Origin of the sequence: Modestobacter sp. NPDC049651 (assembly GCF_040659695.1) — a bacterium.
Lineage (GTDB): Bacteria > Actinomycetota > Actinomycetes > Mycobacteriales > Geodermatophilaceae > Modestobacter.
This window is the reverse complement of record NZ_JBFAOG010000008.1, coordinates 62,757-84,542: the sequence shown is the minus strand read 5'-3', so window position 1 is coordinate 84,542 and position 21,786 is coordinate 62,757. Positions and strand designations below refer to the sequence as shown.

At 72.1% G+C, this 21,786-nt stretch carries 20 protein-coding genes; 11 read left to right on the top strand and 9 right to left on the bottom strand.

The window, feature by feature from the left end; all coding sequences use genetic code 11:
• Nucleotides 1-24: 24 nt before the first annotated feature.
• A complete protein-coding gene (locus AB0J00_RS13165) occupies nt 25-1,341 on the bottom strand; it encodes an NlpC/P60 family protein (RefSeq protein WP_357744903.1) in 1,317 nt (438 codons plus the stop codon).
• Between the two features lie 161 nt (nt 1,342-1,502).
• Here AB0J00_RS13165 and AB0J00_RS13160 point away from each other — a divergent pair, with 161 nt between their 5' ends.
• Nucleotides 1,503-2,960, top strand: a complete 1,458-nt coding sequence (locus AB0J00_RS13160; RefSeq protein ID WP_357744900.1) for an MFS transporter — start codon at nt 1,503-1,505, stop codon at nt 2,958-2,960.
• 14 nt (nt 2,961-2,974) lie between these two features.
• Here the strand turns inward: AB0J00_RS13160 and AB0J00_RS13155 are convergent, their stop codons facing one another.
• Nucleotides 2,975-3,370: an MmcQ/YjbR family DNA-binding protein gene (locus tag AB0J00_RS13155; RefSeq protein WP_357744897.1), complete on the bottom strand. Its 396-nt coding sequence runs from the start codon at nt 3,368-3,370 to the stop codon at nt 2,975-2,977.
• Between the two features lie 53 nt (nt 3,371-3,423).
• Between AB0J00_RS13155 and AB0J00_RS13150 the strand changes: the two genes are divergently transcribed.
• Together AB0J00_RS13150 and AB0J00_RS13145 are read left to right on the top strand one after the other, a co-directional pair.
• Entirely contained in the window at nt 3,424-3,621 is a 198-nt protein-coding gene (locus tag AB0J00_RS13150; protein ID WP_357744894.1) for a hypothetical protein, read from the top strand.
• 29 nt (nt 3,622-3,650) lie between these two features.
• Nucleotides 3,651-4,253: a GDSL-type esterase/lipase family protein gene (locus AB0J00_RS13145; RefSeq protein WP_357744891.1), complete on the top strand. Its 603-nt coding sequence runs from the start codon at nt 3,651-3,653 to the stop codon at nt 4,251-4,253.
• A 1-nt stretch (nt 4,254) separates the two neighbouring features.
• Here AB0J00_RS13145 and AB0J00_RS13140 read toward each other — a convergent pair whose 3' ends face one another.
• Both AB0J00_RS13140 and AB0J00_RS13135 read right to left on the bottom strand, forming a co-directional pair.
• Nucleotides 4,255-4,635: a DCC1-like thiol-disulfide oxidoreductase family protein gene (locus AB0J00_RS13140; protein ID WP_357744889.1), complete on the bottom strand. Its 381-nt coding sequence runs from the start codon at nt 4,633-4,635 to the stop codon at nt 4,255-4,257.
• A complete protein-coding gene (locus AB0J00_RS13135; protein WP_357744887.1) occupies nt 4,632-5,396 on the bottom strand; it encodes an endonuclease/exonuclease/phosphatase family protein in 765 nt (254 codons plus the stop codon). The genes AB0J00_RS13140 and AB0J00_RS13135 overlap by 4 nt, the downstream gene beginning before the upstream one ends.
• Before the next feature lie 64 nt (nt 5,397-5,460).
• Here AB0J00_RS13135 and AB0J00_RS13130 point away from each other — a divergent pair, with 64 nt between their 5' ends.
• Nucleotides 5,461-6,012, top strand: a complete 552-nt coding sequence (locus AB0J00_RS13130; RefSeq protein WP_357744885.1) for a nucleotidyltransferase — start codon at nt 5,461-5,463, stop codon at nt 6,010-6,012.
• Nucleotides 6,013-6,042: 30 nt separating this feature from the next.
• A complete protein-coding gene (locus tag AB0J00_RS13125) occupies nt 6,043-8,373 on the top strand; it encodes an EAL domain-containing protein (RefSeq protein ID WP_357744882.1) in 2,331 nt (776 codons plus the stop codon).
• Nucleotides 8,374-8,431: 58 nt separating this feature from the next.
• Here AB0J00_RS13125 and AB0J00_RS13120 read toward each other — a convergent pair whose 3' ends face one another.
• Genes AB0J00_RS13120 through AB0J00_RS13110 form a run of 3 tightly spaced genes read right to left on the bottom strand, consistent with a single transcriptional unit; the run spans nt 8,432 to nt 11,847 of the window.
• Nucleotides 8,432-9,187: a succinate dehydrogenase/fumarate reductase iron-sulfur subunit gene (locus AB0J00_RS13120; protein WP_357744879.1), complete on the bottom strand. Its 756-nt coding sequence runs from the start codon at nt 9,185-9,187 to the stop codon at nt 8,432-8,434.
• The gene (locus AB0J00_RS13115; RefSeq protein ID WP_357744877.1) at nt 9,184-11,130 is read right to left on the bottom strand and encodes a fumarate reductase/succinate dehydrogenase flavoprotein subunit; all 1,947 of its coding nucleotides are present in this window, start codon (nt 11,128-11,130) and stop codon (nt 9,184-9,186) included. The genes AB0J00_RS13120 and AB0J00_RS13115 overlap by 4 nt, the downstream gene beginning before the upstream one ends.
• A 15-nt stretch (nt 11,131-11,145) precedes the next feature.
• Entirely contained in the window at nt 11,146-11,847 is a 702-nt protein-coding gene (locus AB0J00_RS13110) for a succinate dehydrogenase cytochrome b subunit (protein ID WP_357744874.1), read from the bottom strand.
• Nucleotides 11,848-12,074: 227 nt separating this feature from the next.
• Between AB0J00_RS13110 and AB0J00_RS13105 the strand changes: the two genes are divergently transcribed.
• From AB0J00_RS13105 to AB0J00_RS13095, 3 genes are all read left to right on the top strand, one after another.
• Nucleotides 12,075-12,686, top strand: a complete 612-nt coding sequence (locus AB0J00_RS13105; RefSeq protein WP_357744872.1) for a sulfite oxidase-like oxidoreductase — start codon at nt 12,075-12,077, stop codon at nt 12,684-12,686.
• On the top strand, nt 12,679-13,473 hold the full coding sequence (locus AB0J00_RS13100; protein WP_357744869.1) for an FAD-binding oxidoreductase: 795 nt from the start codon (nt 12,679-12,681) through the stop codon (nt 13,471-13,473). Before AB0J00_RS13105 ends, AB0J00_RS13100 begins: the two co-directional genes overlap by 8 nt.
• Nucleotides 13,474-13,556: 83 nt before the next feature.
• Nucleotides 13,557-14,564 (top strand): iron-siderophore ABC transporter substrate-binding protein, encoded by a 1,008-nt coding sequence (locus tag AB0J00_RS13095; RefSeq protein WP_357744866.1) that lies wholly within the window; start codon nt 13,557-13,559, stop codon nt 14,562-14,564.
• 55 nt (nt 14,565-14,619) lie between these two features.
• On the opposite strand, the gene AB0J00_RS13090 is transcribed toward AB0J00_RS13095, so the two are convergent.
• Complete coding sequence (locus tag AB0J00_RS13090) at nt 14,620-16,731, bottom strand: catalase (RefSeq protein WP_357744864.1); 2,112 nt, start codon at nt 16,729-16,731, stop codon at nt 14,620-14,622.
• An 83-nt stretch (nt 16,732-16,814) separates the two neighbouring features.
• Here AB0J00_RS13090 and AB0J00_RS13085 point away from each other — a divergent pair, with 83 nt between their 5' ends.
• Together AB0J00_RS13085 and AB0J00_RS13080 are read left to right on the top strand one after the other, a co-directional pair.
• Nucleotides 16,815-17,618 carry an ATP-binding cassette domain-containing protein gene (locus AB0J00_RS13085; RefSeq protein ID WP_357744861.1) on the top strand — a complete coding sequence of 268 codons (804 nt, stop codon included), beginning with the start codon at nt 16,815-16,817 and terminating at the stop codon, nt 17,616-17,618.
• Between the two features lie 118 nt (nt 17,619-17,736).
• Complete coding sequence (locus tag AB0J00_RS13080) at nt 17,737-18,552, top strand: formate/nitrite transporter family protein (protein WP_357744858.1); 816 nt, start codon at nt 17,737-17,739, stop codon at nt 18,550-18,552.
• Nucleotides 18,553-18,556: 4 nt separating this feature from the next.
• Here the strand turns inward: AB0J00_RS13080 and AB0J00_RS13075 are convergent, their stop codons facing one another.
• Nucleotides 18,557-19,102, bottom strand: a complete 546-nt coding sequence (locus tag AB0J00_RS13075) for a DUF1990 domain-containing protein (protein WP_357744855.1) — start codon at nt 19,100-19,102, stop codon at nt 18,557-18,559.
• Between the two features lie 89 nt (nt 19,103-19,191).
• Between AB0J00_RS13075 and AB0J00_RS13070 the strand changes: the two genes are divergently transcribed.
• Nucleotides 19,192-21,576 carry a hypothetical protein gene (locus AB0J00_RS13070; RefSeq protein WP_357744852.1) on the top strand — a complete coding sequence of 795 codons (2,385 nt, stop codon included), beginning with the start codon at nt 19,192-19,194 and terminating at the stop codon, nt 21,574-21,576.
• Nucleotides 21,577-21,786 lie beyond the last annotated feature (210 nt).

The following is a 21,786-nucleotide window of genomic DNA, read 5'->3' as shown; positions in this document are numbered from 1 at the left end:
ACCGGGGCAGCCCCCGGGTCCGCCTCAGGCGGTGGGGCGGACCGCCCCGATGTAGCCGCCCCAGCGCATCGAGGTGACCCGGATCGACCTGCCGCTCTCGGGCGCCTCGAGGATCTGGCCGTCGCCGAGGTAGATGGCCACGTGGTGGATGGTCGCCGGGTCGTTGGTGTCCAGCGCCCAGAAGACCAGGTCGCCGCGCTGGAGGTCGGCGCGGGTCACCTTGGGCAGCGCCCGGTACTGCGCGCTGCTGTTGCGCGGGATCGACACCCCGGCCTGGGCGTAGGCGTAGCGGGTGAGCCCGGAGCAGTCGAAGCCGACGATGCCGGCGTCGATGCCCCAGCCCATGCTCGGGCCGCTCAGCGAACCGCCGCCCCACGAGTAGATGGTGCCGAGGTACCGGCGGGCCGCCGAGATCGCGGTCTCGACCTTCGAGCCGGACCCGGCGCCGGCCGAGGCGGTGGTGCCGGAGCTGACCCTGGAGACGGTCGGCGCCTTGGGCGCGGAGGCCCGCTCCGCGGCGGCCTTCTCGGCCGCGGCCCGGGCGGCGGCCTGCGCGGCCTGCTGCGCCCTGTCGTAGTCCTCGGCGGCCTTGCGGGCGCCCTGCAGCCCGAGCACCTGCTCGCGGGCGGCCTGCAGCTCCTGCTGCGCCTGGGCGCTGCGGGCCTGGACGTCGGCCGCCTGCTGCCGGGCGGCGGACTCCAGCGCGGTCGCGGCGGCCAGCGCCTGCTCGGCCTGCTCCTTGAGGTCGGCGGCCTGCTCCAGCGCGGTGTCGGCGGCGGCCTTGGCGGCGGTCGCCCGGGCCTGCGCCTCGGTGGTCGCGACGACGACGTCGCTGCGGTGCGAGCCGGCCGCGTCGAGCAGCGCAGCCCGCTCCAGCATCTGCGCGGGGCCGTCGGCGGTGGTCAGCGCCTTGAGGCCGGCGTCGGTGGTGCCCTCCATGTAGCTCTGCCGGGCGAAGCCGGCGATCGCGGTGCGCGCCTCGGCCAGGTCGGCGTCGGCCTGCTGCGCCTCGGCGGTCGCGGCCGCGGCGGTGTCCTGGGCGGCCTCGTAGTCGGCCTGCTTGCCCTGCGCCTCGTCCAGCGCGATGGCCGAGCGGGCGCGGGCGTCGTCCAGGCCGGCCTGGGCCGCGGCCAGCTCGCCGGCGATCTGGCCGACGACGGCCTGCGCGTCGGTCTGCTGCTGCTCGGCCTGGCTGATCTGCTGGTCGCTGGGGTTGACCGGCTTGGCGGCGGCGACGCCCGGGGCGACCGCGAGGCCGACGGCCGCGGCCGCCACCACCCCGGCGATGCGGCGCACCAGCCGTGCGCCGGCCCGGTGCTGCGTCCGCTGCTGCGTGCTCATCGCTCGTCCCTCTCGTGCTCCGGTCACCTGTTCGGGTGACTGGAGAGGTGATCGACCGGACCGCCTGGTTGCTTGAGCACCGACCGTCACTGAGTTGTCGAAAACAACACGCCGGTGGGCCGGAAGGGCGGCGGGCAGTCGCGTCGGAGAGGATGCGGACCGTGACGACCGCCGCCGCCGGACCCGACCCGCGGCGCTGGGCGGCCCTCGGCGTCTGCGTCTCGGCGCTGTTCATCACGCTGCTGGACGTCAGCATCGTGCTGGTCGCGCTGCCCTCGATCGGCCGCGACCTGCACGCCGGCCCCGCCGAGCTGCAGTGGGTGGTCTCCGGGTACGCGCTGGCCTTCGGGATGGTGCCGATCATCGCGGGCCGGCTGGGCGACGACCGGGGCCGCAAGCGGATGCTGCTGGTGGGGATCGCGGCGTTCGTCGTCTTCAGCACCATGGTCGGGCTCGCCCCCACCCCGGGAGTGCTGATCGTCGGCCGGGTGCTGCAGGGCCTGGCCGGCGGCCTGCTCAACCCGCAGGTGTCCGGGCTGGTGCAGCAGCTGTTCCCGCTGCACGAGCGGGGTCGCGCGTTCGGCACGATCGGCAGCGCGGTGGGCATCGCCACCGCCGCCGGGCCGGTCATCGGCGGCGCGATCATCGCGCTGGGCGGCGACGCCTTCGGCTGGCGGCTGTGCTTCCTGGTCAACGTGCCGGTCGGCATCGTGTCGTTCGTGCTGTGCCTGCGGCTGCTGCCCGCCGAGGTGCCGCGCAGCTCCACCCGCGCGCTGGACCTGCCCGGCGCGGCGCTGCTGACCGTGGGCGTCTTCGGGTTGCTGTTCCCCGCCGTGCAGTTCGACGCCGACCACGACGTGCGGCTGGTCGCCCTCGTCGTGCCGGCGCTCGGGGTGCTGCTGGCCTTCCTCGGCTGGGAGCGCGGGCCGGGCCGCCGGCGCGGGCACCCGCTCATCGACCTGGGCCTGTTCCGGATCCGCTCCTACGCCGACGGCGTCGTGCTCGCCGTGCTGTTCTTCTGCGCCTACACCGGCACCCCGCTGGTGCTGGCGCTGTTCCTGCAGGACGGGCTCGGGTTCTCCGCGCTGCAGTCCGGGCTGGCTGCCACCGCCTACGCGGTGGGCGCCGCGGTGTCCGCCCCGATCGGCGGGCGGCTGCTGCACCGGCTGGGCCGGCGGCTGCTGGTCGGCGCGCTGGGCCTGTTCACCGTGGGCGTGACCGGCGCGGCGGTGATCGCGCTGCTGACCGCGGGGCACGCCCGGCCGGGCGTGGTCGCGCTGCTGATGGCGCCGGCGCTGCTGGTCTCCGGGCTCGGCGGCGGGGCCGTGGTCACCCCCAACCAGGCGCTGTCGCTCGCCGAGGTCGACGTCCGGGGCGGCTCGACCGCCGGCGGCATGCTGCAGACCTCGCAGCGGATCGGCAACGCGGTGGGGGCCGCGGTGATCAGCGCGACCTTCTACGCCGTCGTCTCCGGCGCTGCCGACGGCGGGGCGCAGCGCGCCGCCGAGTACGGCCGGGGCTACGCCGCGGGGCTCGCGGTCAGCGTCGCGTTCGCGCTGGTGGCGCTGGTGGTCGCGGTCCGGGACGCGCGCCGTCCCGCGCCCGTTCCCGCCGGCTGAGCAGAGCCGCCGGCTCAGCCGGCCTGCGCCAGCGGGACGGCCCGCAGCGCCGGCAGCGGCGCGCGGTGGGCGTGCGCCTCGCGCAGCAGCCCGGCCAGCTCGTCGACGCCGATCGCGTCGAGCCGCACCAGCACCGTGGGGTGGTTGTCGAAGTGCTCGGTGGTGAAGAAGACGCCGGGGGAGCCGGCGATCAGCGCCGTCCGCCGCGCGGTGTCGGGGACCCGCACGGCGAGCACCGGCCCGTCCGGCGCCGCGTCCCCCAGCTCGGCCAGGTCGGCCCGCCCCAGCGGACGCTCCCAGGCGTAACCCGTGTCCCGCACCCGCACGGTGCGGTGCCCGTCCCGGCAGACCTCCTCGGTGGTCCCCGGGAGGGCCAGCGCGATCCGTCGCACGTCGTCCCAGCTGGCCATGCGCAACGGTAGGACGGCTGGCCCGCCGCCGACAGGGGTCCGACGATGGACGCGTGAACGTCTTCACCGACTACGCCGAGACCCACTGGGTGCCCATCAACGAGGACATGGTCACCGTGCAGACCGTCGACGCGGCCGGACGGCGGGAGACCCACGTGCTGTCGGTCGCCGAGGCGCTCACCCAGTTCAAGGTCAAGTACCCGTTCATCGACGACGGGATGGCCGCCGAGCTCTTCGCCCGCGGGGGATGAGCCGGCCGGGCGCGGTCGTTGCACCAGGCATGCGCTTCCTCGTCCTCGGTGACTCCCTGGCCTCCGGCACCGGGGCCGCCTCCCCGCAGGACACCCTCGGCGCCCGGCTGTCCCGGGTGCTCACCGCGGCCGGGCACGACGTCCGCACCGACGTCGTGGCCGTGCCCGGCGCGACGTCGCTCGACCTCGCCGGCCAGCTGTGCCGCGCGCCCCGGGACGCCGACCTCGCGCTGCTGGTCGTCGGGGCCAACGACCTGATCCGCCAGGTGCCGGCCGAGCGCGGTGCGGCGGCGCTGGGGGCGGCGGTGGGCGAGCTGACCGCCCGCGGCTGCGACGTCCTCGTCGTGCCCACGCCCGACCTGTCCGCCGTCGCCTGGGTGCCACCGGCGTTCCGGCCCGTGGTGGCCGGCATCAGCGCCCACCAGCGCGCCAGGCAGGTCGCCGCGGTCGAGGCGGCCGGTGGTGTGGCCGCGCCGGTCGCCCCGGAGCTGTCGGCGCGGTTCGCCGCGGACGCCGCGCTCTTCTCCGCCGACCGGTTCCACCCCTCCTCGGCCGGCTACGCGCTGGTCGCCGACGGCCTCGCGCCGCTGCTCCTGCAGCTGGCCGACCGCCGCGCCGAGGACGCCGCCTGACTCAGGCCGCGCCGGGCGGTGGCAGCCGGCAGGCGGGTGTCCCACCGGGCAGCCGGTAGCGGTTCGCCGCGACCAGCCGGTAGACCGGAGGCGCCAGCCAGCGGACCGGCGGCACCGACAGCAGCAGGCCGAGCAGCGACCACGGCAGCCCCGCGGCCCGCAGCCCCCGGGCGACCGCGCGGGCGCCGCCGGAGACCGCGCCGTCCCGGTCGACCCACAGCACCTCGGCCTGCGCCTGCGCTGCGGTCACGCCCAGCGCGGCCAGGTCCGCCCACTGCCACGGCACCACCGCGCAGCCGGCCGGCAGCACCCGGCGGGCCACCTCGGCGACGCGGCTGCAGAAGCCGCAGTCGCCGTCGAAGACCAGCGTCGGGGCGGTCACCGGTCGAGGTCCACGGTGAGCGCCCGGTGGTCCGACAGCCCCAGGTCCGGGGCGGACGTCGCGGTCACCGTGCCCAGCTCGCCGCGCAGCAGCACGTGGTCGAGCTGCCGGTCCGGCTGCTCGACCGGGAACGTCGGCCCGCTGGCGATCGGGCGCCAGCCGGTGACGGCCGCCGGCGTCGGCGGGGTCATGTTCAGGTCGCCCATCAGCACCAGCGGGCCGGGGTACCCGGCCAGGTCGCGGCGCAGCCGGCGCAGCTGCAGCCGGTTCCAGCCGGGCACGAACGACAGGTGCGTGGTGACGACGGTCAGCCGGCCGTGCGGCGTCTCCAGCACCGCCACCAGCGCGACCCGCGGCTCCTCGTCGACCACGATCACCTTCCGCGGCCCGGGCAGCCACATCGGGAAGCGGAAGGGGATCGCCGGCAGCCGGACCACCTGCCACTGGCGCACCGGGTACCGCGACAGCAACGCGATCCCGTAGGCCGCCGTCCCGGGGTGCTCCTTGCCGGTGGCGGCGGTCCAGGTCGCCCCGGGGGTGCCGGCGATGGCCGCGGCGAACTGCGAGTCGACCGCCCCCATCGCGTGACCGGCCACCGCGGTCAGGTCGGCCAGGTGCGAGCGCGGCTGGTCGCGGTCCACCTCCTGGAGCGCCAGCACGTCGGCGTCCAGGGACTTCACCGCGGCCGCGAACCGGCCCACGTCGACCTGGTCGTCGGCGGGGGAACGGCCGTGCAGGATGTTGAAGGTCGCGAGGCGCACGCGTGACCGCTACCCGCTCGGGTAGACCCTCACCCGGTCCGGACCCCCGAGCTGAGGAGCGCGCTTGCCCACCGACCGGGACGAACTGCGGGAGGCGCTCAAGCGCACCGCCTCCGCCCTGAAGGCCGACGGGGTGCCGTTCGCGCTGGCCGGCAGCTACGCGTTGTGGGCGCACGGCGCGCCGGAGTCGGAGAACGACGTCGACTTCGTCGTCGCCGAGGACGACGCCGAGCGCGCGGCCGACGTCCTCGAGTCGGCCGGCTTCGCGGTGACCCGTCCACCGGAGGACTGGCTGTTCAAGGTCGGCTGCAACGGTGCGCAGGTCGACGTCCTGCACCGCATCGTCGGCGAGCGGGTCGACCAGGTCCTGCTGGAGCGCTCCGAGGAGATGGACCTGCTCGGCGTGCGGCTGCCGGTGCTGCCGGCCACCGACCTGCTGTCCAGCAAGCTCCGGTCGATGACCGAGCACTACTGCGACTTCGGCCGGCTGCTGCCGCACGTGCGGGCGGTGCGGGAGCAGGTGGACTGGGACCGGCTGCGCAGCGAGGTCGCGGGCAACGACTTCGCCGCTGCCTTCCTCTTCCTCACCGACCGCCTCGGCATCAGCCCCTCCTGACGCCGCGGCGGCCTCCCCACGCCGGGGGAGATGGACGGCGCGACCGTCGAGCAGTGCGCCCGGCCGGCCGACTCCTTCCCCATGTGGCCCACGTCTCCGGCCGGCGACGGCCGGACCGCCCCGGTCGACCGGCGGCTGCGCGTCCTGCGCCGGGTGAGCGCCGCCGGTGTGGCGGCCTACGCCGTGCTGGTCGCCGCCCAGGCGCTCGGCGTACCCGGGTCCGGCGCCCTGCTGCTCGGCGGGGGCTACAGCTTCTTCCTCGCCCTGCTCGCAGCCGTGGTGCTCGTCCGGGCGCTGCTCTACCGCGAGGGGCGGGCCGCCTGGCTCTGCTTCGCCGCCGCCCTGGGCAGCTACCTGGCCGGCAACGCCGCCTACGCCCTGGGCTACGACCACCGGCTGAGCGAGGTCCGCCCGTTCCTGCCCGACGCCGGGTGGATGGGCTTCTACCCGCTGGCCTACGTGGCGCTGCTGCTCATGCTCCGCAACCGGGTCGGCCGGCTGACCGCGAGCACCTGGGTCGACGGGCTGGTCACCGGGCTGACCGCGGCGGCCTTCGGGGCCGCGTTCGCCGTCGGCGCGGTGCTCGACGCCACCCACGGCAGCCCCGGGGTCGTGGCCACCAGCCTGGCCTACCCGATCGGCGACAGCCTCCTGCTCGTGCTGCTGCTCGGCTGCATCACCGTCATCGGCCGCGGGGCGGGGCCCGCGTGGTGGTGGCTCAGCGCCGGGATGGCGCTGTTCGCGGTCACCGACGTCGTCTACGTCCTGCAGGTCGCCCGGGAGACCTTCCGGGCGGGCACCCTGCTGGACCTCGGCTGGGGCGTGGCGTTCCTCTGCTTCGGCATGGCGGCGCTCCAGGTGCCCCGGGCCGGGCGGTCCCGGCGGCTGGAGGGCCGCAGCGGGCTGGTGCTGCCGGGCATCTGCGCGGTGGCCGCGCTGGTCCTGCTCTTCCTCGGTTACCTGCAGAGCGGGGACGTCGTGGCCGGCGGGCTCGCGCTGGCGGCCGTGCTCGCCGCGCTCACCCGCACCCTGCTGAGCTTCCGCGAGGTGCGCGCGCTCGCCGACAGCCGCCGCCAGGCGCGCACCGACGAGCTGACCGGCCTGCCCAACCGGCGGGCGGTGTACGAGGCGCTGGGTGCCGCCGACGCCGCGCTGGCCCGGGGCGACCGGCTCGCCGTCCTGGTGGTCGACCTGGACCGGTTCAAGGAGATCAACGACTCGTTGGGCCACGCGGCCGGTGACCTGGTGCTGCGGGAGGTCGCGCCGCGGCTGGCCGGTCAGCTGCGGTCCGGTGACCTGGTCGGCCGGCTGGGCGGCGACGAGTTCGTGGTGCTCGCCGCCGACCTGGACGCGGCCGGGGCGCACGCGCTGGCCGGCCGGCTGCGCGAGGAGCTGCAGCGCCCCTTCCGGCTCGGCGCGCTGTCGCTGACCGTGGACGCCAGCATCGGCGTGGCCGCGGGTCCGGGGCACTCCGCCGCGGCGGAGGAGCTGCTGCAGCTGGCCGACCTGGCGATGTACTCCGCCAAGGCGGCGCGCACCGGCCCCGCGGTGTACGACGACGCCCGCGACGGCGAGGGGCGGCACCGGCTGGAGACGCTGGAGGAGCTGCGCGCCGGGATCGCCGGGGGCCAGCTGCTCCTGCACTTCCAGCCGAAGCTCGACCTGCGCAGCGGCCAGGTGCACGACGTCGAGGCGCTCGTCCGCTGGCAGCACCCCGACCGCGGGCTGCTGTACCCCGACGCCTTCGTCGACCTCGCGGAGTCCGGCGGGCTCATGCCCCGGCTGACCGCCGCGGTGCTCGACCTCGCCCTGGCGCAGTGCCGGGCCTGGCGGGACGGCGGCCGGGAGCTCGGCGTCTCGGTCAACGTCAGCCCCAGCGACCTGGTCGACCCGGCGTTCCCGGGCGAGGTGGCCGCGGCGCTGCTGCGGCACGCGCTGCCGGCGTCCGTGCTGGTGCTCGAGGTGACCGAGACGCTGCTGGTCGCCGACCGCGTGCGCGCGGCCGGGGTGCTCGAGCAGCTGCGCACCGCCGGGGTGGGCATCTCGATCGACGACTACGGCACCGGCTACTCCAGCCTCGCCTACCTCGCCTCGCTGCCGGTCACCGAGCTGAAGCTGGACCGGTCCTTCCTGGCCGACATGCCGCGCAGCGCGCGGGCCGCCGCGGTGGTGGCCTCCACCCTGCAGCTGGCGCAGTCCCTCGGGCTGGTGCTGGTCGCGGAGGGCGCCGAGGACCAGGAGACGGTGAGCGCGCTGCAGGGCATGGCCTGCGACGTGGTGCAGGGCTACCACATCAGCCGGCCGCTGCCGGCCGCCCAGCTCGACGAGTGGCTGGCCGCGCGGCGCGTCCCGGTCACCTGAGACGACGACGGGCGGGCACCCCCGAGGGGGTGCCCGCCCGTGCGCGGTGGAGCGGGTGTCAGCTGGTGGGGACCGCCCCAGCGCGCAGCGCGCCGAGCAGGTCGTGGTTCAGCCGCGAGATCGTCTCCATCGAGATGCCCTTCGGGCACACCGCGGAGCACTCACCGATGTTGCTGCAGCCACCGAAGTCCTCGGCGTCCTGCTGGGCGACCATCCGCAGCACGCGGGTGTCGCGCTCGGGCTGGCCCTGCGGCATCAGACCGAGGTGGGCGACCTTGGCGGCGGTGAAGAGCATCGCCGAGCCGTTCGGGCAGGCCGCCACGCAGGCGCCGCAGCCGATGCAGGTGGCCGCGTCGAACGCCGCGTCGGCGTCCTTCTTCGGCACCGGCACCGAGTGCGCCTCCGGCGCGGTCCCGGTCGGGGCGCTGATGTAGCCACCGGCGGAGATGATCCGGTCGAACGCCGACCGGTCGACGACCAGGTCCTTGATGACCGGGAAGCCGCCGGAGCGCCACGGCTCGATGTCGATGACGTCGCCGTCGGAGAACGACCGCATGTGCAGCTGGCAGGTGGTCGTCTGCTCCGGGCCGTGCGCGATGCCGTTGATCATCAGGCCGCAGGAGCCGCAGATGCCCTCGCGGCAGTCGTGGTCGAAGGCCACCGGGTCGTCGCCGTCGAGGATGAGCTTCTCGTTGAGCACGTCGAGCATCTCGAGGAACGACATGTCGGGCGAGACGTCGGTGACGTGGTACGTCACCATCTTGCCCTTCTTGGCTCGGTCCAGCTGACGCCAGACACGCAGGGTCAGGTTCACTTGTAGCTCCGCTGTGCGAGGTGGACGTACTCGTACTCGAGGTTCTCCCGGTGCAGCACCGGCGCGGTGCCGTCGGGGGTGTACTCCCAGGCGGCGACGTAGGCGTAGTTCTCGTCGTCGCGCAGCGCCTCGCCCTCGGGGGTCTGGCTCTCGGCCCGGAAGTGGCCGCCGCAGCTCTCGTTGCGGTGCAGGGCGTCGATGCACATCAGCTCGGCGAGCTCGATGAAGTCGGCGACCCGGCCGGCGTGCTCCAGGTTCTGGTTGAAGCGCCCCTGCTCGCCGGAGACCTTCACGTTGGTCCAGAACTCCTGCTTGAGCTCGGGGATCCGGTCCAGCGCCTTGCGCAGGCTCTCCTCGGAGCGCTCCATGCCGCACAGGTCCCACATCAGCTTGCCCAGCTCGCGGTGGAACGAGGCGACCGTGCGGGTGCCGTTGATCGACAGCAGCTTCTCGGTCTGCGACCTCACCGTCTGCAGGGCCTCGGCGGCGGCCGGGTGGCTGTCGTCGACCTTCGGGAAGGGCCCCTGCGACAGGTAGTTGGCCAGCGTCGAGGGGAGCACGAAGTAGCCGTCGGCCAGGCCCTGCATGAGGGCGCTGGCGCCGAGCCGGTTGGCGCCCTGGTCGGAGAAGTTGGCCTCACCGATCACGAACAGGCCGGGGATGTTGGACTCCAGGTCGTAGTCGACCCACAGCCCGCCCATCGTGTAGTGCACGGCCGGGTAGATCCGCATCGGGGTCTCGTACGCGTTCTCCCCGGTGATGCGGTTGTACATGTCGAAGAGGTTGCCGTACTTCGACTGGATGGCCTTCAGCCCGAGCCGCTCGATCGCGTCGGTGAAGTCCAGGTAGACGCCCAGCCCGTTCGGGCCCACCCCGCGGCCCTCGTCGCAGACGTTCTTGGCCTGGCGCGAGGCGATGTCGCGGGGCACCAGGTTGCCGAACGAGGGGTAGATCCGCTCGAGGTAGTAGTCGCGCTCGGACTCGGGGATCTGCCGCGGGTCGCGGCTGTCGCCGCGCTCCTTGGGCACCCAGACCCGGCCGTCGTTGCGCAGCGACTCGCTCATCAGCGTCAGCTTCGACTGGTAGTCGCCGGACACCGGGATGCAGGTCGGGTGGATCTGCGTGTAGCAGGGGTTGGCGAACAGCGCGCCCCGCTTGTGCGCCCGCCAGGCGGCGGTGACGTTCGAGCCCTTGGCGTTCGTGGACAGGTAGTAGACGTTGCTGTACCCGCCCGAGGCCAGGACGACGGCGTCGGCGAAGTGCGTGGTGATCTCGCCGGTGACCAGGTCGCGGACGACGATGCCGCGGGCCCGGCCGTCGGCGACGATCAGGTCGAGCATCTCCGAGCGCGGGTGCGTCTCGACGTTGCCCAGCCCGATCTGCCGCTCCAGCGCCTGGTAGGCGCCGTACAGCAGCTGCTGGCCCGTCTGGCCGCGGGCGTAGAAGGTGCGGGACACCTGCGCGCCACCGAAGGACCGGTTGTCCAGCAGGCCGCCGTACTCGCGGGCGAAGGGCACGCCCTGGGCGACCGCCTGGTCGATGATGTTCGCGCTGACCTCGGCCAGCCGGTAGGAGTTGTCCTCGCGGGAGCGGAAGTCACCGCCCTTGACCGTGTCGTAGAACAGCCGGTGGACGCTGTCGCCGTCGTTGCGGTAGTTCTTCGCGGCGTTGATGCCGCCCTGCGCGGCGACGCTGTGCGCGCGGCGCGGGCTGTCCTGGAACCAGAAGGACTTGACCCGGTAGCCGAGCTCACCGAGGGACGCCGCTGCGGAGCCGCCGGCGAGGCCGGTGCCCACGACGATGACCGACAGCCGCCGGCGGTTGGCCGGGTTGACCAGCTTGGCCCGGAACTTGCGCTCGTTCCAGCGCTCGGGCAGCGGGACGTCGCGGGGGGACTTGGTGTCGGCGATCGGCTCGCCGACGGAGAAGAGCTCGAGAGGCATCGTCGTACTCCTGTCTCAGTCGATCCAGCCGAAGGCGATGGACAGCGGCACGAGCAGGAAGCCGACCGTGATCACCGCGGAGACCAGGTAGGCGATGCCGTTGACCGCGCGCTCGCGGCGCTTGTTGGTCTGGCCGAGCGTCTGCGTGGCGGCGAAGATGCCGTGCCGCAGGTGGACGCCCACCAGGACGAGGGCGATGCAGTACCAGATGGTGATCCACGGGTTGGTGAAGTCCGCGATCAGCCGCTCGTAGGGCTCGGTGCCCGTGCCGGCGGGGTTGATCGACCCGTTGGTGAGATCGAGGATGTGGTAGACGATGAAGGCGAAGATGATCAGCCCGCCCCAGCGCACCGTCTTCGACGCGTAGCTCTGCTGGACGCGCTTCTTGGTCACGTAGGCGACCGGGCGGGCCCGCCGGGCCTGGCGCCACAGCGAGATCGCCGCCCACATGTGCCCGACCACGCTGGCCACCAGGACGATCTCGATGATCGTGAGCAGCGTCCGGCGGGGGACGGCCGGCTCGCCGAACGTGCGCAGCCAGGTCGCGTAGTGGTTGTACTCCTCCGCGCCCTGGAAGGCGTGCAGGTTCCCGATCATGTGGGCGATGAGGTACCCGATCATGATCAGGCCGCTGACCGCCATCACGGCCTTCTTGACGACCGAGTTGCTGAACCGCCCGGTCTTCGGCGCCCGTCGTGGGGCCTGTTGCGTCGTCACTGTCGCCACAAGTGCTCAAGGTAAGCCCACCTGTGAGGAGACACGCGGCGTGGCCCGCGTGAAACGCCTCATGTAAGGCGACCCTCACCTGCGCCGACCCCGCCCGGAGGGCGACGGCGACGCCCCGCGGGGTGTTCCCCGGCGGGAGGGACCCAGGGGGAGACAGGGCGCCGCCGGGGGAGGAAGATCGCCGCCGACAACCGCTGCCGCTCCGAGAGGACGACGACGTGGCAGGACCGACCCGAGGCTTCCTGGGCCGCCGCCGTGGCGCTGACGACCCGCGGCTGCCCCCCGGCCAGTACGACGCCGGGGGTGACTGGCCGGTGCTCACCGCCGAGCCCACCCCCCGGATCAGCCCGGAGACCTGGACCATCACCGTCGACGGCGAGGTGGAGAACCCGACCACCTGGACCTGGGACGAGGCGCACGCGCTGCCGGCCGCGGCCTACAGCGGCGACATCCACTGCGTGACCACCTGGTCGAAGTTCGACACGCACTTCGCCGGCATCAGCGTCGACAGCCTGCTGGAGGCCGCGCGGCCGACCGCCGAGGGGCGGTTCGTGATGGCCACCTCCAGGACCGGCTACACGACCAACCTGCCGATCGAGGACGTCACCGGCGGCAAGGCGTGGCTGGTGTGGGAGTACGAGGGGCAGCCGCTGCCGGTCGAGCACGGCGGCCCGGTGCGGATGCTGGTGCCGCACCTGTACTTCTGGAAGAGCGCCAAGTGGATCAGCAAGATCACCGTGATGAAGCGGGACCAGCCCGGCTTCTGGGAGCGCAACGGCTACCACGACCGCGGCGACCCGTGGAAGCAGCAGCGGTACCAGGGTGACTGACGCGCTGCCGGACCCGGCGACCGCGCCGGGCGCCGAGCCGCAGCCGGTCGAGCCCGCCGGGTTCACCGCCACCGGTGCGCCCAGCGGCGGCTGGCGGACGGCGACCGTCGCGGGGCTGCGCCGGCCGATCCGGGCGTCGGTGGAGCTCCGGCTCGACGTGCACGACCGGGTCGACCACCTGCCCGGCCAGCACTACGTCGTCCGGCTGACCGCCGAGGACGGGTACACGGCGCAGCGGTCGTACTCGATCGCCTCGGCGCCCGGTGACCCGCTGGTCGAGCTGTTCGTGGAGCGGCTCGCCGACGGCGAGGTGTCGACCTACCTGGCCGACGTCGTCGAGCCGGGCGACGAGCTGGAGGTCCGCGGGCCGATCGGCGGCTGGTTCGTCTGGGACGGCGAGCGCCCGGCGCTGCTGGTCGGCGGCGGCACCGGCGTCGTCCCGCTGGTCGCGATGGTCCGGCACGCGCGGGCGCTGGGCCGGCTCGACCTGCTGCGGGTGGCGGTCTCCAGCCGCACGCTGGCCGAGCTGCCCTACGCCGACGAGCTGGCCGAGGCCGGTGCGCTGGTCGTGCTCACCCGTGAGGCGCACGGCATCCGGCCGGCCGCGCGGATGACCGCGATGGACCTGCTGCCGCTGTGGGAGCCGGACCAGACGGCGTACGTGTGCGGCTCCGCCGGGTTCGCGGAGGCGGCCAGCCAGCTGCTGGTCGGGATGGGCGTCGACCCGGGGGTCATCCGGGTCGAGCGGTTCGGTCCCTCGGCCCTGGCGGTGCCGGAGCGCGCGTGAGCGCAGGAGTTAGGCCACCCTCACCGGTCGGGATGAGGGCAGGCTAACCTCAGCGCGCCCTGTCGCGATCTCGAGGAGTCCCCGTGCGCCGTCCGTCCCGTCTCGCCGTCCCGCTGCTGGCGGTGGCCCTCGCCGCCGGGGTCTCCGCCTGCGGCGGCTCCGACGACCCCGCCGACGCGGGCGCGTCCGGGAGCGCCGGCGGCGCCTTCCCGGTGTCGATCGAGAACAAGTTCGGCACCACCGAGGTCGAGTCCGCACCGGAGCGGGTGGTGACGATCGGGTTCAACGACCTGGACTTCGTCCTGGCGCTGGGCGTCACGCCGGTCGGCACCCGGGCGAACCTGGGCTACGACGCCAGCCAGCGGCCGTGGGCCCCGGCGTCGGCGAAGGGCGCGGAGCTGCCCACCGTCGGTGAGACGGAGATCGACGTGGAGAAGGTCGCGGCGCTCAAGCCGGACCTGATCGTCGGCGTCTACTCCTTCATCGACCAGCAGACCTACGACCAGCTGTCGGCGATCGCGCCGACACTGGCGCAGACCGACGAGTACGCCGACGGTGCCACCCCCTGGCAGGAGCAGACGCTGCTCACCGGGAAGGCGCTGGGCCGCGAGGAGCAGGCGCAGGACCTGGTCGACGACGTCGAGGCGAAGTTCGAGCAGGCCAGGGCCGACCACCCGGAGTTCGCCGGCACGTCGGTCGCGGTCGACTACAACGGTGTCGCCGGCTCCGACCACTTCCTGATGGGCGCCGACGACCTGCGCAGCCAGTTCTTCACCGCGCTGGGCTTCACCGTGCCCGACGCCAGCACCGCGGTCAGCAACGAGCAGCTCGGCCTCATCGACCAGGACGTGCTCATCGGCGGCGGCTTCGGCCCGACCGACGCCGTCGCCACCAGCCCGCTGTTCACCTCGCTGGCGGCCGTGCAGGAGGACCGGACGGTCTACCTCGGCGCCTACACCGACGACCTGATGGGCGCCCTCGGGTACGGCAGCCCGCTCGCGCTGCCCTACCTGCTGGAGCGGGTCGAGGCGGCGCTCGGCCAGGCCGCCGACGGCGACCCGGCCACGAAGGTCGAGCAGCCCACCGCCTGACCCGGGTGGAGTGCCAGGGCGCGGAGAACGCGTCCCTGGCACTCCACGGCGGGGCTCAGGCGGCGGGGGCCACCGCGTTCGCCATGACCAGCTGCTCGCGCTCCCACACCTTGTGCCGGCCCAGCGCCGCGATCAGGTCGTCGGCGAGCCCTGCCCCGCTGTCCGCGGTGAGCACGCCGGGTGCCGAGGGGTCGATGCCCGCCGCGGCGAGCACGTCCGCCCCGTCGCCCCAGGCGCCGAACGCCTTGAGCTGGCGGAACGCCTCGTGCAGCAGGACGACGGCCTTCAGGTCCTTCTCCTTCGGGGCACCGCCGGCGATGACCACCGCGTCGAACTCGACCGACCGGGCGGTCACGAACGTCCGCTCGACGACCTCCGTGGCCCCGTCCCGGCTGATCTCGCCGCCGACCGGGGCGATGACCCTGGCCACCGCGCCGGCCGCCTCCAGCGCCTCGCGCAGCGCGGTGACGCCGGGCAGGTCGGCGTCCGGGCCGGCGACGATGCCGACGATCCGCCCGTCGACCGGGAAGACCGTGTCCTTGACCTGCCGGAGCGCCTCCGACGGGTCGAGGTGCTCGACCGGCTCCGGGGCCGGGGCGGGCAGCCCCAGCCCGGCGGCGACCTGCGCGCAGAGGTCGGCGTCGATCTTCGCCAGGACCGTGAGCGCGCGCTCCTTGACGGCCTGCTCGTAGCACTTGCCGAGCTCGAAGGTGTAGGCCTCGGTGACGTGCGTCTTCTCCGGCTCGGAGAGGCTGGCGTAGAACATCGCCGGCTGGGAGAAGTGGTCGTCGAACGACGCGGGCGCGGCGCGCCCCACCTCCCCGGAGACCGGCCGGGACACGAACACGTAGCCCCGGTCCTCCGCGCCGGCCGGGAACGGGCTGCCGTCGTCGACGCTGTTGGGCGTGTAGGGCGCCAGACCCTGGTGGACCGCGTCCTGGTGGAAGCCGTCCCGGGTGTTGTCGTTCACCGGCGCGTGCGGCCGGTTGACCGGGATCTGGGTGAAGTTCGGCCCGCCCAGCCGGGTCAGCTGGGTGTCCAGGTAGGAGAAGTTCCGGCCCTGCAGCAGCGGGTCGTTCGTCGGCTCGATGCCCGGCACCAGGTGGCCGGTGTGGAACGCGACCTGCTCGGTCTCGGCGAAGTAGTTCGTCGGGTTGGCGGTGAGCACCATCTTCCCGATCGGCTGCACCGGGCACAGCTCCTCGGGCACGAGCTTGGTCGGGTCGAGCAGGTCGATGCCCTCGAACGTCTCGTCCTCGGTGTCGGGCATCACCTGGATCCCGAGCTCCCACTCGGGGAACGCCCCGGCTTCGATCGCGTCGGCCAGGTCGCGGCGGTGGAAGTCGGGGTCGACGCCGCCGGCGAGCTGCGCCTCCTCCCAGGTCAGGGAGTGCACGCCCAGCTTCGGCTTCCAGTGGAACTTGACCAGCGAGGTGCCGCCGTCGGCGTCGACGAGCCGGAAGGTGTGGACGCCGAATCCCTCCATCATCCGGTAGGAACGCGGGATGCCCCGGTCGCTCATGTTCCAGATCGTGTGGTGGGTGGCCTCGGTGTGCAGGGTGACGAAGTCCCAGAACGTGTCGTGCGCCGACTGGGCCTGCGGGATCTCGCGGTCCGGGTGCGGCTTGCCCGCGTGGATGATGTCGGGGAACTTGAGGGCGTCCTGGATGAAGAAGACCGGCATGTTGTTGCCGACCAGGTCCCAGGTGCCCTCCTTCGTGTAGAACTTCGTCGCGAAGCCACGGGTGTCGCGGGCGGTGTCGGCGGAGCCGCGCGAGCCGAGCACGGTCGAGAACCGGACGAAGACCGGTGTCTCCAGCCCCTCCTCGGCGAGCACGGCCGCCCGGGTCACCGAGGCGGCGGTGCCGTAGGCGGTGAAGACGCCGTGCGCGCCGGCGCCCCGGGCGTGGACCACGCGCTCCGGGATGCGCTCGTGGTCGAAGTGCATGATCTTCTCGCGCAGGTGGAAGTCCTGCAGCAGCACCGGACCGCGCGGCCCGGCCTTCAGCGAGTGGTCGGTGTCGGGGATGCGCACCCCGTTGGGCGTGGTGAGGAAGTCGCCGGCCTGGGCTCGCGGATCGCGTCCCCGCTCGGGGCCCTCGTACCCGACACCGGTGGGGCTGACGGTCCTCGGGGCGGACTGGTCGGGCTGGCGTGCGGGGGGCATGGCTCCTCCTGTGATCGACTCCGGTCCCGGCTACCCGGGGCGGGGCACCCGACACCCCGGCGCCCGTCTGGTGGGGTGGTCGGGTGATCGAGGCCGAGCGCCTCACCAAGCGCTACGGGGCGCGCACCGCCCTCGACGACGTCACGTTCACCGTGCGGCCGGGCCGGGTCACCGGCTTCCTCGGCCCCAACGGGTCGGGCAAGACGACGACGATGCGCTGCGTGCTGGGCCTGGCCCGCCCCACCGCCGGGCGGACGGCGGTGCAAGGCGTCCCCTACGCGGAGCTCGACGTCCCGATGCGCCGGGTCGGCGCGCTGGTCGACCCCCGGGCCCGGCACCCCGGCCGCACCGCGCGCGGCCACCTGCGGGCGCCCGCGCAGAGCAACGGCCTGCCCGGGCACCGGGTCGACGAGGTCGTGGAGCTGGTCGGCCTGGACGCCGTCGCCGACGAGCGGGTGCGTGGGTTCTCGCTGGGGATGGGCCAGCGGCTGGGCATCGCCGTCGCGCTGCTCGGCGACCCGGAGGTGCTGCTGTTCGACGAGCCGGTCAACGGGCTGGACCTCGACGGCGTCCGCTGGGTCCGGCAGCTGCTGCGCGGGCTGGCCGCCGAGGGCCGCACGGTGCTGGTCTCCAGCCACCGGCTGAGCGAGGTGCAGGACACCGCCGACCACCTGGTCGTGCTCGGCCGGGGCCGGCTGCTGGCCGACGTGCCGATGGCCGAGCTGCTCGGCGCCCGCGCCGTCGTCCGGGTGCGCACCCCGCAGACCGCCCTGCTGGCGGCGGGGCTGCAGCGCGCCGGCGGCTCGGTCGCCGCGGCGGCCGACGGCGGGTCGGTGGCGTGCCGTTCCTCGCCGACGGTCCCGGCTGGGCGGCCGGGCTGGCGCTGAGCGCGGGGTGGGCGCTGGCCGGCTGGGCCGCCGCCGCGGTGCTGCTGGTGCGCCGTGACCTGTAGCCCGGCGTCCGGCCGTCCCGTTCCGCGCGCCCGTGGCCGGGTAGGGCCCCCGCATGGCACAGCAGCGCGGGGCGCGGGAGGAACTGGGCGACAGCGAGGGCCCGGCGGAGGACCAGCTGCAGGAGGCCTTCGACACGATCGTCAGCGAGGGCGCCCAGCGACTGCACCGCAGCTGGCGGGAGGTGCTCACCACCGGCCTCGCCGGTGGGCTGGAGGTGGGCTTCGGGGTGCTGCTCATGGTCGCCGTGTACGCGGAGACCGGGAGCCACCTGCTGGCCGGGCTGGCGTTCAGCGTCGGGTTCATCGCGCTCGTGCTGGCCCGCAGCGAGCTGTTCACCGAGGGCTTCCTGGTGCCGGTCACCGCGGTGGCCGCCGGCCGGGCCAGCGCCGCGCAGCTCGGCAAGCTGTGGCTCGGCACGCTGCTGGGCAACCTGGTCGGCGGGTGGGCGCTCATGTGGGTGGTGGTCCGCGCCTTCCCCGAGCTGCGGTCCGGCATCGTGAGCAGCGCCGCCCACTTCGTCGACTCCCCGCTGGACCTGCGGTCGGCCGCGCTGGCCTTCCTCGCCGGGGTGGCGATCACGCTGATGACCCGGATGCAGCACGGCACCACCTCCGACCCGGCCAAGCTCGTCGCGGCGGTCGCCGGGGCCCTCGTGCTGGCCGGGCTGCAGCTGTTCCACTCGATCCTGGACTCGCTGCTGGTCTTCGGTGCGCTGCACGCCGGGGCGCCGTTCGGCTACGGCGACTGGGTGGCCTGGTTCTGGTACACGGTCCTGCTCAACATGGCCGGTGGGCTGCTGGTCGTCACCCTGCTGCGCCTGGTGCGGAGCAAGGACATGCTCCGGGAGGAGCGGGCCCGGGCCCGGTGACGGCTCACCCCCGGGCGGCCCGGCGGATCGCGGCGACGTAGCGGCTCAGCGCGAACGACTGCACCTGCTTGCTCAGCGGGCCGCCGAGCCGGGACAGCGGCGTGGCCAGGTTCGCGAACGCCTGCACCGTGTAGACGACGTCCCCGCCCGGCTCCAGCGAGACGACGAAGGACTCCTCGCCGGTCTCGGGGTGCCCGGGCAGGGTGCCGTAGGCGAAACCGCGCCGGTCGGGCTCGTCGGCGACCCACACCACCCGGCAGGGGATGTCCAGCCCCAGCCGGGGCAGGCCCGCCGTCATCAGGACGACGGTGCCCGGGGTGCTCGCCGGCCCGTCGGCCCGCACCCGCAGGCCGGCACCGCGCTGCGCGGCCCAGCGGAAGACCGCCGCCGCGGCCCGCTCGAACTGCTCCCGGCCGTGCCCGACCACCGCCGTGCGGACGACGTGGTCGTAGCCGGCCGGCAGCTCCCCGGCGCGGGTGCCCCCGACGTCGGCGTAGCTGAACGGTGCGTCGGTCAGGTCGGCGAGGGTGCGACGACGGAGGAGGCCCACCGCTCCAGTCTGGTCCAACTTAGGTTCTTGCCGGTCGCCTGACGGCTTGGCTTCTAGCCATCGGGAGGCGCATGTTGCAGGCTGCGCATGTGACGCTGGATAAGCAGGCACTGCTGGAGAAGTACCCTGACGCCGCTTGGCGCGAGAACCTCTTAGAGGTCACAGCTCTCGTCGGGCTTCTTCATAATTCGATCATCGATGACACCTACAAGCCGTCGGACGAACTGAACTCGGCTATCGCACTTTCTTCGATTGGTGACAAAGTTGCTGTCCATCTGCAGCGACGAGAAAGTGTCCCAACAAAAGAGGCCAGGCTGCTTTGCTTGCTGGTCACTGCGCATGAGGATCCGCTCATTGATGTGGACCGGATTGACATCGGGAAGCTCAGCCAAGCCATATCTGGCGAGCTCTTGAAGGGCACCCTTCTTTACCCGTATGTTTTCGGGCGTCAACTGTACGACCGTTTCGCTGACCTCCACGAGGAAGAGCGGCACCACCTGTTGTTGGATGAGACAATCCAACTGCTTCAAGACCAGCCGATTGGCATTTTTCAAGAGCGCTTCTGGATCACCGGCCCGTTCGGCCTCTTGTGGAGCGATCAAGTTCGAACGCTGTCCGTTGAGCGCTGGGTTCCGCTCCGGCACTGCGTTGATCTGACCTGTGACGCAGTGCATCAGGTGCACCTTGATTCATCCGACGAAGCGCCGGTCAACAAGTACCGTTCAAAAATTCATCGGCATCTCGAGCGTGGCAGCAAAAGGGCCTGGCAATGGGCTAGCTTCATCCGAGATATTGGGATGTCTCTGGCCGGCAGCTACGACGATCTAAATACCGGGTCGCTGCCCTATCTACTTGGCGACAGCTTGACTCTGCCTGAGCTGCGCATTCTTTTTGGACAACTACTTGATAGCAACTCCGGTCTACGGTCGAAGATCGCCGCACTAAGGCTTCGGGGGCCTTCTGTAAAGATTGCGGAAAGTCTCGACCAAGCCCGCCTGCTTCAGCTGATCCTTCTCCTGAAAGATTCGGTTATTGTGGAGGCCCTGGACGCTTGTGTGCAGGACTCTAAAATCGTTGTGCCTCGTACGGAGGTTCGGCGCCCGGTTGTGAACGCTGACCGTCATGCTGGAGCCTGGGGCGTCCAGGTCGAGTTGGGATACCGCGGTGTCCGCATCGCTGCCGCTTCGTCGGACGTACCGACATTGCGACTGCAACGGCTAACTTCCGAGCTGTATGGAGTTGAGGTTGCAAGTTCCGCTGAGGATCTTGAATGGCTGCTCCGTGAGGTCGACGGCCCCTCTTTGGAAGCGCGGCTGGCCGAATTCCTGCGCACAACCACGCCCAGCGAAGTCATTGGGCGCCTTATTGCTATGCGGAAAGAGAAGGTTTTGGGTACCGCAAAGCACTTGCGATTCGCCCTCCCGGAAAGCAGTGGGGACGACGAGGTGATCGAGCACGTACTTTGGCGTCTGGGTTTGATGGCGGATGATCCGAGCGATCCGCATGAGTCTTATTGGAAGAGGCACGCCGCTCTTGAGCAGAGGCTCACGACCGCTGCGGTTAGTCCATTGCTTGACGAGGAGGCTATCCGCTCGCTGGCGGCAAACTATTTTGTAGCATTGGAGGGATTGCTCGATGACGCTCTGCACTTCTCGGCGTGGGTCTTGACGCATGACCACTTTGCTAGTGCTCAGCCGTTCGTTTTTCGACCGAGTGTGGCCAGAAGGCATAGTACGACTTATTTGAACGAACTGGCGAAGGGGGTGGCGGATCCGCAGCCGGATTACTCGGACGAGCGCGCCTCGCTCTATAGTCTTTGTCTCGGATTCAAGCTGCTTGGAGACCGCGTCGCAACGGTCGTATCAGAAGCGGATGATCACTTGAGGCCCGCGGCGGATCGGCCCGAGCGGTTTCAGTTCACCGCCCTGCAGAGCTTTCCGTTCAATCATGTCCTTCCTTTCCTTGATCTGCAACCCGAGGCCCGAGATCGAGTCATTCATTCACTGCGCGAGGTCGGGCGCGTCTTGATGGACTCGAGGATCAGTGAGATAAGAAATCAGCAACTCCACTTCAGGCGCTCGAGGGCGGATTCGGACCGCTTTATCCAATGCTTGCGAGCTGCCCGCGAAGCGGTGCACCTTTTGGAAGTCTCCGGGTTAACTCGTGTCGAGTTCGGTTTTGAGGGTCACGAGGTCGACCAATGGGGACGCTCGTCGGTAAGGCTGCGCGACAGTCGCGGAAAGGAAGTGACGTTCGCGAGGCCATCACGGTTTCGGTGGTGCGGCCTTCCGGACCTCGAAGGCCGACAATATCTGGTAACTAGCGCAACCTTTGCGGAGCCGAACGAGATGTTCCGCTTCGTACTGCAGGAGGAGTCGCTCTTTTCGAGTGCATATGATGGCTACCCTCGGCGCCCCAAGCGTCGCGAGCGCGCAATCCTCGGCGAGGGGGATAAATCAGATGCTCAATTGTGATAACGCGCTTATGCAAAAGCGACCTTGACCAATGGAGGTGCATGAATAGGGCTGTAGCGTGTCAGCTTCCTGTCGGCCTGGCTTGAGTCCAGACGGGTGGTGCCTCGATAGGGGTCATCCAGGACTTCATATCTGTGTCCTCGTGATACTGGGCTGCTCGTCAATCCACAAATTGTGCACTGTGGCTCAGTATCACGGAGGGGCGCTTCG

Coding starts and splice junctions, on each gene's coding strand:
- AB0J00_RS13165 (WP_357744903.1), bottom strand. CDS start 1,341: ATGAGCACGCAGCAGCGGACGCAGCACCGGGCCGGCGCACGGCTGGTG.
- AB0J00_RS13155 (WP_357744897.1), bottom strand. CDS start 3,370: ATGGCCAGCTGGGACGACGTGCGACGGATCGCGCTGGCCCTCCCGGGG.
- AB0J00_RS13145 (WP_357744891.1), top strand. CDS start 3,651: ATGCGCTTCCTCGTCCTCGGTGACTCCCTGGCCTCCGGCACCGGGGCC.
- AB0J00_RS13125 (WP_357744882.1), top strand. CDS start 6,043: ATGGACGGCGCGACCGTCGAGCAGTGCGCCCGGCCGGCCGACTCCTTC.
- AB0J00_RS13115 (WP_357744877.1), bottom strand. CDS start 11,130: ATGCCTCTCGAGCTCTTCTCCGTCGGCGAGCCGATCGCCGACACCAAG.
- AB0J00_RS13090 (WP_357744864.1), bottom strand. CDS start 16,731: ATGCCCCCCGCACGCCAGCCCGACCAGTCCGCCCCGAGGACCGTCAGC.
- AB0J00_RS13080 (WP_357744858.1), top strand. CDS start 17,737: ATGGCACAGCAGCGCGGGGCGCGGGAGGAACTGGGCGACAGCGAGGGC.